The organism is Zoogloea sp. 1C4, from assembly GCF_009469605.1.
Classification (GTDB): Bacteria; Pseudomonadota; Gammaproteobacteria; order Burkholderiales; family Rhodocyclaceae; genus Zoogloea; species Zoogloea oryzae.
Map to the genome: position 1 here is coordinate 72,770 of NZ_SSXU01000007.1, position 12,661 is coordinate 85,430.

Sequence of the window (12,661 nt, forward strand, 5' to 3'; positions counted from 1 at the left end):
GTAGGTACTGAAAATGAATGCCGACTCAAGATCCGTGAAGCCGTTTGTTCTGTTTTTTCTCTTGTTGAGTTTTTTTGGACCATACTACCCTGGTACGAGCTTTCGTCTCGATCAGATCATCGGTTGGATTTATATTTGTGCATTATTCGTACTTCCACTATTTGCGGGTGGTGTATTTAGAATTGAAAGACAGTACGAGACTAAAGTCTTTGCTTTAGGTGTTGGAATGCTTTTGTTTGTTTTGTTCAGAATATTCGTTGATCTATCAAATCTAAGTGGAGCCTTGCAATTGGCTAACCAGTTTTCATTAATTGTATTCGGCTGCGCCCTTTATTATTTTCATCGGGTTTATCTGTCTATTGAATGGCGTTCGTTCGTTATTGCTTTCTTGTTGGTCTCTATTTTTATCAACGCGTATGCAATTTATCAGTTTGCAGACACTGATTCGCCATTTGTCACTCTAGTCTTTGATTATTATGGCGGTAAAGAAGAGGGGCGCTATGAGGATTTCAGAACGCTAGCAGAATTGAGTGTTCGAGGTGGAGGGAGGTTTACGTCAATTTTTTCGGGCATGCATTCCTTGGGTATTTACAATCTACTTACCTTGTCGGTTTGCGTCGGAGCTGCCGTATCAAAAAAAGAATTTCCGCGTCATTTTTATATCGTCACCTTCGCGTTGGCACTTTCCATTGTTGGCGGTGTTCTTTCGACGAGCAAAACATACTATTTTGGCGCACTAATTATTTTGATAATTAATTTTGCAACTGTTGGTTTGAAGCTTACAAAATTTCATTTGTATGCTTTTCTTGTCATTGGCGCAGCCGCTTTTTTAGTCATATTTCTAGCCGAAGACCTGCCGATGGTGTCAAGACCGTTCTTGCTCCTTTTTGGCGACAGCGGGCACGGTGTTTCTGACATTTTTTCTAGTCGATTTGGTGCGTCTGACACTACAGGCTATTTTGATAATGTAGTTGATGTAACAAGTCAATTCTCGACGTGGGTTCTTGGATTCGGTGATCAAGCATTTGATTACAAATATGCGGATTTCGAATATCGGCAGATATTGCTGGTGGGTGGAGCGGGGTTGTTGATGCTGTTTTATGGATTTTGTGTCTACATCACATATTTAAATTATTTGTCTATCAGAACGGGAAGTCCGTTTTCGCGTCCTTTTTTGGGTTTGTCTATTGCATTCCTAATCGCTGGAGTCGGTATGCCCGTTCATTTACAGGCGCGGATAATACCGTTGTGGGTTCTGCTTAATCTTCTTCTTGCTTCCCCAGTTTCAATGGCTCTAAAGAAGACAAATTCAACTCTGAGAGGTTAGTCGGAGGTAATTTGTCATAGATCATTTTAATTTGATCTGAAATTTGCTGTCCGCTTTTTGGGATGAAAGCGCTTATTTAGTTATTATCATCGTTTTCTAGAAAGATTTGAATGGACTTGAAATCTATCAATGTTGGTGTTGATGCCACCAATCTTAGACGGGGTGGGGGAGTTACCCATATTGTCGAGCTGTTATCTGCTCTGGATGGAAAGCCTTCAGGTGTTAACAAAGTCGTTGTATTTTGCGGTAGCCAGTTAGCCAAGAAATTGCCGACCAACAATTGGATTGACATAATAACTCCGGCTGCGCTCGATAGAGGTTTTCTGCATCGACTTATTTGGCAGAAAACACAACTGTCAAAATCAGTGAAGAAAGCTGGCTGTAATGTTCTTTTTGTTCCTGGGGGCGTTTTTTCTACGTCATTCAGTCCAGTCGTAACTATGAGTAGAAACTTGCTGCCATTCGAGTTTCGAGAGCTTAGCCGTTATGGTGTTTCGTGGATGGCTGTTAAGTTGCTGTTGCTACGTCTTTTACAGTCTAGGAGTATTCGGAAGGCGAATGGAGTAATCTTTTTGACCGAATATGCTCGCAAAACTGTTGGTGCTGTAGTGAAATCGATGGATGGAATGGTGGAAATTATTCCTCACGGGATGAATTCACGGTTTGATTTTTCGCCGAAATCTCAATTTAATGTTGAAAACTATTCTGATAGAAGTCCATATAAAATTATCTATGTTTCGATTGTAGAGCCTTATAAGCATCAATGGAATGTGGTGGAGGCTGTGGCAAGAATACGGCAAGAAGGAATCCCCGTATTCCTCGATCTCGTTGGGCCAGCTTATAGTCCGTCGCTTCAGAAACTTAATAGGGTAATTGAAGAATTAGATCCGGCGGGTGAGTGGGTTAAGTATCACGGTGCCGTTGATTATAATGAGTTGAATCAATTTTATGCGAATGCGGATTTGGGTGTCTTTGCTTCAAGTTGTGAAAACATGCCAAATATTCTCGTTGAAACAATGGCTTCAGGATTGCCTGTCGCCTGCTCGAACAGGGGGCCGATGCGAGAGATCTTGGGTGATTCGGGGCTTTATTTCGATCCAGAGAATATTTCTGATATTACATCGTGCCTACGCACATATCTGTGTGACGCTGAATTGAGAGCCGAGAAGGCCAAGTCGAGTTATCAGGACTCTAAACGGTATTCATGGGAGCTTTGCGCCAAACGTACTTTTCAATTTTTATGTAAAGTAACCGAATCACGTGGGAATAAAGGTTGATGATGACTAAGGGTATTAGGGTACTTGTTCTTGGTGCCACGGGCATGCTCGGAAATGCGGTTTTACGTTGTTTTTCTGAGTTAAGTGGCTGTGTTGTTTTTGGAACCTCGCGGTCAGATCGAGTTTCGTCGTTTTTAGATGCAGATCTTAGGAATTATATTATAACGAGCATTGATGTCAGTAAGTTTGATGATATTTGCCGTGCTTTCGATGTGGCTAAGCCGACAGTGGTTATCAACTGTATTGGGCTTGTCAAACAGCTTGACGCATCAGAGGATGTTCTGACGGCAGTTCCACTTAATGCCTTGTTGCCGCATCAGTTGGCGCGTTTGTGTTCTATGGTTGGTGCACGGCTTGTTCATATCAGTACCGACTGTGTTTTTTCCGGCGCGGCTGGTTCGTATTGCGAAACTGACTTTCCTGATGCGAATGATGTTTATGGGCGTACTAAGTTTTTGGGAGAGGTTGATTATCCCAATGCAATTACATTACGCACTTCGATAATCGGTCGGGAGCTTTCAGGAAGCCGTAGCCTTTTGTGTTGGTTTTTGTCTCAAAAAGGCCGGGTTAATGGGTACACAGAGGCAGTTTTTTCAGGTTTGCCTACGGATGAGTTGGCGAGGGTGATTCGTGATGTTGTACTCCCTAGGGCTGATTTGCGCGGTTTATTTCATGTCGCTGCGAAGCCAATCGACAAATATACGCTTTTGAAGCTTGTTGCAGATGTTTTTAAATTGAGTGTGGAAATTGTTCCTAACTCGGATGTAAAGGTCGATCGCTCATTGAGTGCGGATAAGTTTAAGGCGATTACTGGTTATGTTGCACCGGATTGGTCTGTATTAATTAAAAATATGTATGAAAGACAGTGGTCGGGAGGTTTTCATGTTTAACGGTAAAGTTTTGATGATCACCGGTGGTACCGGCTCATTTGGTAGTGCGGTGCTTAACCGCTTCCTTAAGACGGACGTTCGTGAGATTCGCATCTTCAGCCGTGATGAGAAGAAGCAGGAAGATATGCGGATTGCCTACAATAATCCGAAGTTGAAGTTTTATATTGGAGATGTTCGCAACTACGATAGTATTTTTGAGGCGACCAAGGGGGTGGATTATATTTTCCACGCAGCAGCTTTGAAGCAGGTGCCTTCTTGCGAGTTTTACCCAATGGAGGCGGTGCGCACAAATGTCTTGGGTGCCGAGAACGTATTGAATGCTGCGGTGGCAAATTGCGTGAAGCGTGTTGTTGTGCTGAGTACAGACAAAGCCGTTTACCCGATCAATGCCATGGGATTGTCCAAGGCAATGATGGAGAAGTTGATGGTTGCCAAGTCCCGCATGCGGGGCGAGGGTGAGACGGTAATGTGCGCGACGCGCTACGGGAACGTGATGGCATCCCGCGGTTCAGTTATCCCCCTGTTCATCTCGCAGATCAAGGATGGCAAGCCTCTTACGGTCACCGACCCGACGATGACCCGCTTCCTCATGTCGCTTGAGGACTCCGTGGATCTGGTGCTGCATGCTTTCGAGCATGCAACGCAAGGTGATATCTTCATTCAGAAGGCGCCGGCATCGACAGTTGAGGACTTAGCAAAAGCGTTGAATGGGCTTTTCGGCAGCGAAGCCCCGGTCAAGATCATTGGTACTCGCCACGGCGAAAAGCTCTACGAATCACTTGTTTCCCGTGAGGAAATGGCCAAAGCTGAAGACATGGGGCGTTATTACCGGATCCCGGCCGATAATCGGGATCTCAACTACAACAAGTACTTCGTCGAGGGCGAAACCAAGATCTCGGAGTTCGATGATTACACCTCTCACAACACCGAACGGCTTGATGTCGATGGTGTGAAGAAGCTCCTGTTGACGCTGGCTTACATCCGGGAGGAGCTCGATGCTTAAGGTCATGACGATCGTCGGTACGCGTCCCGAGCTGATCAAAATGAGCCGCGTGATTGCAGAACTTGACCGTCACACGGAGCATCTCGTGGTGCACACCGGGCAGAACTACGATTACGAACTTAATCAGGTTTTTTTCGAAGATCTCGGTATCCGCAAGCCGGATTATTTTTTGGAGGCTGCGGGCTTTAATGCTGCCCAGACGATTGCACAAGTCGTCGCCAAGAGCGACGAACTCTTCGAGGAGGAGAGGCCTGATGCCGTCATGCTTTATGGGGATACCAATTCGTGTCTGGCGATTCTCTCGGCGAAACGCCGCAAGATTCCGGTCTTTCATATGGAGGCTGGGAATCGTTGTTTCGACCAGCGCGTGCCTGAAGAACTGAATCGAAAGGTTCTGGATCATCTCTCGGATATCAACATGGTGCTCACCGAGCACGCTCGGCGCTATCTGCTCGCCGAGGGGATCCGGCCTGAGACGATTATCAAAACGGGCTCTCATATGCGGGAGGTCCTCGATCATTACATGCCGAGGATTCTCGAGTCGGATGTGTTGTCGAGGCTTGGCTTGAAGGCGGGTGAGTATTTCATCGTTAGCGCACACCGGGAAGAAAATGTTGACTCGCCGGAGGCTCTTGGCGATTTGCTCGATTCACTGAACGCCTTGGTGGAAGAATACGGCTTTCCGGTTATCGTTTCGACTCACCCGAGAACTCGGAATAGGCTCGCAGATATCGTGGATACGACACTCAGCGACAAAATCGTTTTCAGTAAGCCTTTCGGTTTTCACGACTACATCTACCTTCAGATGAAAGCCTGCTGTGTGTTGTCCGATAGCGGAACCATCACGGAAGAGGCGTCGTTACTCAATCTGCCGGCTGTTACTATCCGTAATGCTCACGAACGCCCTGAGGGCATGGACGTCGGCACTCTCGTCATGAGTGGCCTGAAGCGTGAGCGCGTCCTGCAGGCTGTGAATACAGTGGTCACTCAGTTTGCCGAGGGGCAACCTTCTGTGCTGCCGGTGGCAGATTATGAGAATCCGCATGTGTCGACCCAAATTGTGCGGATTGTCTTGAGTTACGTTGACTACATCAACCGCACTGTCTGGTCCAAGTGAGGTCTTTGTGCGAATAGCATTGGTTGCGGATTCTTATCCGCCGCTCCGTACTTCGGGTGCCGTTCAACTTCGAGATCTGTCGCAGGAGTTCAAGCGGCAGGGGCATGATGTAAGTGTTCTTGTGCCGTCATCTGACCTGCAGACAAGTTGGGCGCTTGAAGATCTCGATGGGGTGCAGGTGCTCCGCGTGGCAGCGCTCCCGACCAAAGATATCGGCTACGTGCGGAGAACCCTTGGCGAGGTGATGCTTTCGACAATGATGCTTCGGGGCCTCCGCAGAAGCCCTTTGGCTAACGTCGTCTGGGACGCTGTTGTCTGGTATTCGCCTACGATTTTCTTGGGGCAGCTTGTAGGTGCTTTAAAGCGGCAGAGCGGGGCCAGAAGCTATCTGATCCTGCGTGATGTATTCCCTGAATGGGCTGTAGACATGGGGCTTCTTAAGAAAGGCCTCATATACAGCTTCTTCAAGTTCTTTGAGCGCTTGCAGTATTCCGTGGCGGATGTTATTGGCGTTCAGTCGTCTTCAAACTTGGGGTATCTCGCTGAGTGGGCCCAGCATCCGGGGCGGCGTCTTGAAGTACTGCAGAACTGGCTTGCGCCCGCCAGCGATGTGGGGTGTTCCATTTCTGTTAACGACGGACCTCTGGCGGGCAGGCGCATTGTTGCGTACGCTGGGAATATGGGGGTCGCACAAGGAATGGATATGGTCGTCAGCCTTGCTTCGAGGCTCAAGCACAGGAAAGACATTGGATTTGTGCTTGTGGGTCGGGGGAGTGACGTCGCACGCCTGAAAGCACTTGCCGCCGAGCAAGCACTCGATAACGTTGCTTTTCATGATGAGATTGATCCGAAGGAAATACCAGGCCTGCTTGCTCAAGTGCATGTGGGTTTGGTAATGCTCGATCCAAGGCACAAGACGCATAACGTGCCGGGAAAGTTCATTACCTACATGCAAGCTGGTTTGCCAGTTCTTGCCCGGATCAATGAAGGTAACGACTTGGCCAAGCTCATCTCTGAGGAGCGGGTGGGGCAAGCCTACGTTGGTAGTTCACTTGATGATTTTTGCTCTGCCGCGGTTGCAGTCTGTGACGCGCAGGACAAGGATGAAATGGCGGTCCGTGCGCGTGCATTGTCAGACCGTCTCTATTCATCGAAGGCCGCTGTTCAGCAGATCGCAGCTGCATTGAGGGCCTTTTAATTACTTTTTTGTATCTCTGGAGTTTTACGCATGACCACCATTGCAGTTATCGGCCTCGGCTACGTTGGCCTGCCCCTCGCCGTTGAATTCGGCAAGAAAGTGAAAACCGTCGGTTTCGACCTCCACCAGGAGAAGGTGGACGCCTACGCCCGCCACGTGGACCCGACTGGCGAAGTCGCCACCGAAGACCTCAAGGCCGCGGTGCATCTCACCTGCAGCACCGACCCGAAGGTGATCTCCGAAGCCGACTTCATCATCGTCGCCGTGCCCACCCCGGTGGATGACGCCCACCAGCCGGACTTCACCCCGCTGGTCAAGTCGTCCGAGAGCGTCGGCAAGTACATGAAGAAGGGCGCGATCGTCGTCTACGAATCCACCGTGTATCCCGGCGCCACCGAAGAAGTGTGCATCCCCATCCTCGAGAAGTTCTCGGGCCTGAAGTGGAAGCAGGACTTCAACGTCGGCTACTCCCCCGAGCGCATCAACCCGGGCGACAAGGAACGCACCGTCACCAAGATCATGAAGGTCGTCTCCGGCGATACGCCTGAAACCCTCAAGATCGTCGCCGACACCTACGCCTCGGTGATCACCGCCGGCGTCTACCCGGCCAGCTCCATCAAGGTCGCCGAAGCCGCCAAGGTCATCGAGAACACCCAGCGCGACCTCAACATCGCCCTGATGAACGAACTCTCCGTGATCTTCCACAAGATCGGCATCGACACCCTCGAAGTGCTCAAGGCCGCCGGCACCAAGTGGAACTTCCTGCCCTTCCGTCCGGGCCTGGTCGGCGGCCACTGCATCGGCGTCGATCCGTACTACCTCACCCACAAGGCCGACATGCTGGGCTACCACCCGCAGGTCATCCTCGCCGGCCGTCGCATCAACGACAGCATGGGCAAGTACGTCGCCGAAGAAACCGTCAAGACCATGATCCAGAACGGCCTCAACATCAAGGGCGCCGACGTGATCGTGCTGGGCCTCACCTTCAAGGAAAACTGCCCGGACCTGCGCAACAGCAAGGTCATCGACGTGATCCGTGAGCTGCAGAGCTACGGCGTCAAGGTGCACGTGCACGACCCGGTGGCCGAATCCGCCGAGGCCGAGCACGAGTACGGCGTGAGCCTCACCGCCTGGGACAAGCTCCCGAAGGCCGGTGCCATCGTCGCCGCCGTCGCCCACAAGGAATACGCCGAGATGGGCGTGGCCAAGCTGTGCGACAAGCTGGTGCCGAACGGCGTGTTCACCGACGTGAAGAGCTTCTACGACCCGGCCGAGATCGCCGCTGCTGGCGCTACGGTTTGGCGGTTGTAATGATGTTCTAAGGGTGCAGAAGGGCAGCCTGTGGGCTGCCTTTCTGCTTTTTGGAACTGGCACGAATTGGTTGAGTTCGTGAGGCAACGGTTGCCTCACGGCGTGAATCGCAAGTACGCGCGCCCTGCCTTTTGGGGGCGTTTCGAAGGCGGTCATCCCAGGCAGGGTTTGTCGGACTGAAGTCCGACCTACAGGGTGTCGCGGGGGTGTGGGTTGGCGCCCTTCCGATCTGTAGGCCGGACTTCAGTCCGACACGCGGAGCGTGATCTGGGCGGTGCTGTTGGAATGGAGTTCGACGAGCAGGGATGGGACGGTTGGCATGGCGGGCGGCTTTGGCTGCACGTTTTCCTTTTGGGGCACCGGGCAGGTCTGCGTGTGTGTTCCGTGGCGATGGTGTCGGACTGAAGTCCGACCTACAGGGCATCGCGGGTGTGCGGGTTGGTGCCCTTCCGATCTGTAGGTCGGACTTCAGTCCGACACGCGGAGCGTGATCTGGGCCGTGCCGTTGGAATGGAGTTCGACGAGCAGGGATGGGGCGGTTAGCTTGGCGGGCGGCTTTGGCTGCCCGTTTTTCTTTTGGGGCGCCGGGCCGGTCTGCGTGGATGTTCCGTGGCGATGGTGTCGGACTGAAGTCCGACCTACAGGGTGTCGCGGGGGTGTGGTTGGTGCCCTTCCGATCTGTAGGTCGGACTTCAGTCCGACATTCGTTCTACCTTGGCCGTCGGATCAGCCGCCTGCGGTGATGCTCACCACGTCGCTCCATTCGCCAACCCGGTTGTCTTTCACTCGGTAGATGGCCTTGTATTGCCACGTGACCGGTGTGGCGGGAAGGGGGGCGTTGTCGGGTACGCGGGTGGAGTTGGCGATGGTGAGGAAACCGAAGCCCTTTTCATCGCTGCGATCCACCCAGATCTCGATGGCGTCGGCGTCGCCCTTGGGCCACTGGATGCTGGGCTGGCCGGCTTTTTTGGAGATGTCGAGGATGGGTTTGGCGCCGTCGGTATCGACGATCTGTGCGGCGCCGATGATGTTGAGCTCCCTGCCGATGTCGTCGGAGTAGTTCTTGGCGGCCTTGATGCGGGCCACCAGGCTGGTGAGGCGCGGGATGATGCCGTGGGGGACGGCCGGGGCCGCTGGGGGCAGGTTTGCCACGTGCGGATACGCGGCGGTGCCCTCGCCGCCGTCGCGCTGCAGGTTCTTGTAAGCGGTCCAGCGCTTGGCGGTGGCCTGTACAGATTCAAGCGACGACAGGGTATAGCTGAATGAGGCGGCGTCGGCTTCAAGTTGCTTGATGTGTGATTCGCCGAGTTCGAGAGTGTTAGCCAGGGCCGGCAAGTGGGCGGCGAGGTGTTCGAGCAGCGCTGCGCGGCCGGCGTCATCGTTGGGCAGGTAGTAGTTCTTGGGCATGGTGCTTCTCCTCCGATTGCTTGTGGGTGGGTGGGTGATTGCTACGCGGCCGGAAGGCCGAAAACCGCTGAAAACCCGCGCCAGTAAAGGCTTTGCAGTAATTTGCGGGTTTTGGGAGAGGCGTCCGGCAATGATTGCAGGACGACCTGGAATGATTGCAGGACGTCCTGCTGCTTTGGCCGGATGTCCTTGGGCTGCAGCCGGACGTCCATGAGTGATGGCCGGATGTCCGGCTGCGGCTGCCGGATGTGCTGCAAGGATGGCCGGATGTCCGTGAGCGCTTGCCGGACGTCCGGCAGCGCTGGCGGGATGTCCGTGGAGAATTGCCGGATGTCCGTGGATTGCTGCAGGACGTCCTGCAAAGGCTGCAGGATGTCCTGCAATGATTGCCGGGCGCGCGGCCAGCACGGCGGCACGTGCGGCGGTTTGGGCGGGAGCGGATGGGAACGCTGCGGCTTGTGGTGGAAGGTCTGAACCATCGTCTGCGTGCTTCGGCTGGCGTTGGCTGCGACCATTGGTCGCTGTGCCGCAGCGTGCTCGAGCTGATCGACTCGCTATAAATTGGCGGCGATGATAAGTGGAAGTTGAAATGATGTATACGTAAACAGCATAGCTGAGATGATTTTTTCGTCTGCTCTTCCCGTTGATCCGTACAGCGGTATAGAATCCCCGGCCATGCATGCGAACATCATTCATCACGGCGCCCTGCATGGGGTCACCGGCTCTTGTCATCAGCTCTTCATCGACGACACCCACAGCCTGCTGATCGACTGCGGGCTGTTCCAGGGGGCCGAGACTTCGCCCGATGGCGGTTCGGCCAGCGACAGGCTGGAGATTCCGTTTCCGGTGGATGCCGTGCGGGCGCTGGTGGTCACCCATGTGCACATCGATCACGTGGGGCGGATTCCGTGGCTGCTGGCGGCGGGGTTCAAGGGGCCGATCTATTGCAGCGAGCCTTCGGCGCGGCTGCTGCCGGTGGTGCTGGCCGATGCCTTTGCGGTGGGGGTGACGCGGGACGCCCGGCTGGTGGAGCGTTACCTGCGGATGGTGGAGGCGCGCATCCGCCCGGTGCCCTGGAATACATGGCAGACGGTTTTCGAGGGGCCGGATGGCAGTTGTGGCATTCGCCTGCAGCGGGCCGGGCACATTCTCGGGTCGGCCTATGTGGAGTGCGATCTCGTGCGCCCCGGGGCGCGGCGGACCCGGGTGGTGTTCTCGGGGGATCTGGGGGCGCCCCACGCACCGATGCTGCCGGCGCCGCGCTCGCCATTGACGGCGGATGTGGTGGTGCTGGAGAGCACCTATGGCGATCGCCTCCATGAAGACCGCAAGGCCCGCCGGGAGCGCCTCCAGCGAGTGGTCGAGAAGGCGCTGGATAACGGCGGCACGGTGATCGTGCCGGCCTTCAGCATCGGCCGCACGCAAGAGCTGTTGTATGAATTCGAGGACATCCTCTACCGCGAACAGCGCCAGCCCGGGCCCCATGCCGGGCGCTGGGCAAAGCTGCCGATCTATCTGGATTCACCCCTCGCCGGGCGTTTCACCCGGCTCTACCGTGAGCTGCAACCCTACTGGAACGACGAGGCCCTGGCCCGGGTGCGGGCTGGGCGCAAGCCGCTGGCCTTCGACCAGCTGGTGGCCATCGACGAGCATGCCGACCACGAAGCCAACGTGCGCAGGCTTGCCCGCAGCGGCGAGCCCGCCATCGTGATCGCCGCCAGCGGCATGTGCGCCGGTGGGCGGGTGATGGGTTATCTCAAGGCCATGCTCCACGATGCGCGTCACGACGTGCTGTTCGTGGGCTACCAGGCCCGCGGCACGCCAGGCCACGCGATCCAGACCTGGGGGCCGAAGGGCGGTTATGTGGATATCGACGGCGAGCGCATCGACATCCGCGCCGGCATCCATTCCGTCTCCGGCTATTCCGCCCACGCGGATCAGGCCGGGCTGGTGCGCTTCGTCACCGGCATGCGCCACTGGCCGAAGGAGGTCCGCCTGATCCACGGCGACGACGAGGCCCGTGCTGCCCTGCGCCACGCCATCGAATCCGCCACCGCGGGGCAGGTGAAGGTGTCGAACGGCGGAGAAGAAGCCCTGTAGGTCGGACTTCAGTCCGACACCAGGTGCTTGATTGGGCCGTGCTGTCGGACTGAAGTCCGACCTACAGGGGTTTTGCGGGTGTGCGGGTTGAAGGCCCACCGATCTGTAGGTCGGACTTTAGTCCGACACCGGGTGCTTGATTTGGGCCGTGCTGTCGGACTGAAGTCCGACCTACAGGGGTTTCGCGGGTATGTGGGTTGAAGCCCCACCGATCTGTAGGTCGGACTTTAGTCCGACACCGGGTGCTTGATTTGGGCCGTGCTGTCGGACTGAAGTCCGACCTACAGGGGTTTTGCGGGTATGCGGGTTGAAGCCTCACCGATCTGTAGGTCGGACTTTAGTCCGACAGAACACACCAGCAGGCCGTATTGAATCGCAGGACGGGCAATCTCAACCGGGCGTATGTCTTATTCCGATCTTCGCAAGGGCCGGGTTTCGGTGGTGGGGCAGGTCTATCTGCTGACGACCGTCACCCATGACCGCCGCCCGTGGTTTGGGGATTTCCGGGCCGGGTGTGCGGTGGCGAGGGTGATTCACGATCTGGCTTTGGGGTATCCGGGCCTGTCGCTGGCGTGGGTGGTGATGCCGGATCACGTGCACTGGCTGGTGCAGCTCCCGGAAGGGCTGACTCTGGGCTCATTGATGCGGCGCCTCAAGGGGCGCAGCGCGCTGGCGCTCAATGACGGCACGGGCGGGGGCAGGGTGTGGGCGCCGGCCTACCACGACCGCGCCCTGCGGCGGGAGGACGATGTACGCGCCGCCGCCCGTTACCTCGTCGCCAACCCCGTCCGCGCGGGGATTGTCGATCGGGTGGGGGATTATCCGTTGTGGGATGCGGTCTGGCTGTGAGGGGGCGTTTGGGTCTGGTACGGGGTGCTTGATTTGGGCCGTGCTGTCGGACTGAAGTCCGACCTACAGGGGCGTCGCGGGTATGTGGGTTGCAGCCTCACCGATCTGTAGGTCGGACTTTAGTCCGACACCGGGTGCTTGATTTGGGCCGCGCTGTCGGACTGAAGTCCGACCTACAGGGG

The 12,661-nt window shown here is 55.1% G+C and carries 11 protein-coding genes; 9 read left to right on the plus strand and 2 right to left on the minus strand.

Translation table 11 applies throughout. From position 1 onward, the window contains the following. Nucleotides 1-13: 13 nt before the first annotated feature. The 7 genes from GH681_RS10635 (at nt 14) to GH681_RS10665 (ending at nt 8,123) form a co-directional block, all read left to right on the plus strand. The gene (locus GH681_RS10635; RefSeq protein ID WP_153161455.1) at nt 14-1,327 is read left to right on the plus strand and encodes a hypothetical protein; all 1,314 of its coding nucleotides are present in this window, start codon (nt 14-16) and stop codon (nt 1,325-1,327) included. Nucleotides 1,328-1,437: 110 nt separating this feature from the next. Continuing rightward, a complete protein-coding gene (locus GH681_RS10640) occupies nt 1,438-2,604 on the plus strand; it encodes a glycosyltransferase family 1 protein (protein ID WP_153161456.1) in 1,167 nt (388 codons plus the stop codon). Further along, a complete protein-coding gene (locus GH681_RS10645; RefSeq protein ID WP_228111868.1) occupies nt 2,604-3,494 on the plus strand; it encodes an SDR family oxidoreductase in 891 nt (296 codons plus the stop codon). Before GH681_RS10640 ends, GH681_RS10645 begins: the two co-directional genes overlap by 1 nt. Beyond that, the gene (locus tag GH681_RS10650; protein WP_153161457.1) at nt 3,487-4,497 is read left to right on the plus strand and encodes a polysaccharide biosynthesis protein; all 1,011 of its coding nucleotides are present in this window, start codon (nt 3,487-3,489) and stop codon (nt 4,495-4,497) included. Before GH681_RS10645 ends, GH681_RS10650 begins: the two co-directional genes overlap by 8 nt. Further along, nucleotides 4,490-5,614: a non-hydrolyzing UDP-N-acetylglucosamine 2-epimerase gene (wecB, locus tag GH681_RS10655; RefSeq protein ID WP_153161458.1), complete on the plus strand. Its 1,125-nt coding sequence runs from the start codon at nt 4,490-4,492 to the stop codon at nt 5,612-5,614. Before GH681_RS10650 ends, wecB begins: the two co-directional genes overlap by 8 nt. Beyond that, nucleotides 5,580-6,812: a glycosyltransferase family 4 protein gene (locus GH681_RS10660; RefSeq protein WP_228111869.1), complete on the plus strand. Its 1,233-nt coding sequence runs from the start codon at nt 5,580-5,582 to the stop codon at nt 6,810-6,812. The genes wecB and GH681_RS10660 overlap by 35 nt, the downstream gene beginning before the upstream one ends. Nucleotides 6,813-6,842: 30 nt before the next feature. Then, on the plus strand, nt 6,843-8,123 hold the full coding sequence (locus GH681_RS10665; RefSeq protein WP_153161459.1) for a nucleotide sugar dehydrogenase: 1,281 nt from the start codon (nt 6,843-6,845) through the stop codon (nt 8,121-8,123). A 726-nt stretch (nt 8,124-8,849) separates the two neighbouring features. Here GH681_RS10665 and GH681_RS10670 read toward each other — a convergent pair. Next, nucleotides 8,850-9,530, minus strand: a complete 681-nt coding sequence (locus GH681_RS10670; RefSeq protein ID WP_153161460.1) for a hypothetical protein — start codon at nt 9,528-9,530, stop codon at nt 8,850-8,852. 41 nt (nt 9,531-9,571) lie between these two features. Further along, complete coding sequence (locus GH681_RS10675) at nt 9,572-10,045, minus strand: hypothetical protein (RefSeq protein WP_153161461.1); 474 nt, start codon at nt 10,043-10,045, stop codon at nt 9,572-9,574. Between the two features lie 160 nt (nt 10,046-10,205). Between GH681_RS10675 and GH681_RS10680 the strand changes: the two genes are divergently transcribed. Both GH681_RS10680 and GH681_RS10685 read left to right on the plus strand, forming a co-directional pair. After that, nucleotides 10,206-11,630, plus strand: coding sequence for an MBL fold metallo-hydrolase (locus tag GH681_RS10680; RefSeq protein WP_153161462.1), 1,425 nt, complete (start codon nt 10,206-10,208; stop codon nt 11,628-11,630). 402 nt (nt 11,631-12,032) lie between these two features. Next, nucleotides 12,033-12,479 carry a transposase gene (locus tag GH681_RS10685; protein ID WP_153161463.1) on the plus strand — a complete coding sequence of 149 codons (447 nt, stop codon included), beginning with the start codon at nt 12,033-12,035 and terminating at the stop codon, nt 12,477-12,479. Nucleotides 12,480-12,661: the final 182 nt, after the last annotated feature.

What these genes read in the sequence shown, in the direction of transcription:
- GH681_RS10635 (WP_153161455.1), top strand. Translation starts at nt 14, where the DNA reads ATGAATGCCGACTCAAGATCCGTGAAGCCGTTTGTTCTGTTTTTTCTC.
- GH681_RS10640 (WP_153161456.1), top strand. Translation starts at nt 1,438, where the DNA reads ATGGACTTGAAATCTATCAATGTTGGTGTTGATGCCACCAATCTTAGA.
- GH681_RS10645 (WP_228111868.1), top strand. Translation starts at nt 2,604, where the DNA reads ATGATGACTAAGGGTATTAGGGTACTTGTTCTTGGTGCCACGGGCATG.
- GH681_RS10650 (WP_153161457.1), top strand. Translation starts at nt 3,487, where the DNA reads ATGTTTAACGGTAAAGTTTTGATGATCACCGGTGGTACCGGCTCATTT.
- wecB (WP_153161458.1), top strand. Translation starts at nt 4,490, where the DNA reads ATGCTTAAGGTCATGACGATCGTCGGTACGCGTCCCGAGCTGATCAAA.
- GH681_RS10665 (WP_153161459.1), top strand. Translation starts at nt 6,843, where the DNA reads ATGACCACCATTGCAGTTATCGGCCTCGGCTACGTTGGCCTGCCCCTC.
- GH681_RS10670 (WP_153161460.1), bottom strand. Translation starts at nt 9,530, where the DNA reads ATGCCCAAGAACTACTACCTGCCCAACGATGACGCCGGCCGCGCAGCG.
- GH681_RS10675 (WP_153161461.1), bottom strand. Translation starts at nt 10,045, where the DNA reads ATGGTCGCAGCCAACGCCAGCCGAAGCACGCAGACGATGGTTCAGACC.
- GH681_RS10680 (WP_153161462.1), top strand. Translation starts at nt 10,206, where the DNA reads ATGCATGCGAACATCATTCATCACGGCGCCCTGCATGGGGTCACCGGC.
- GH681_RS10685 (WP_153161463.1), top strand. Translation starts at nt 12,033, where the DNA reads ATGTCTTATTCCGATCTTCGCAAGGGCCGGGTTTCGGTGGTGGGGCAG.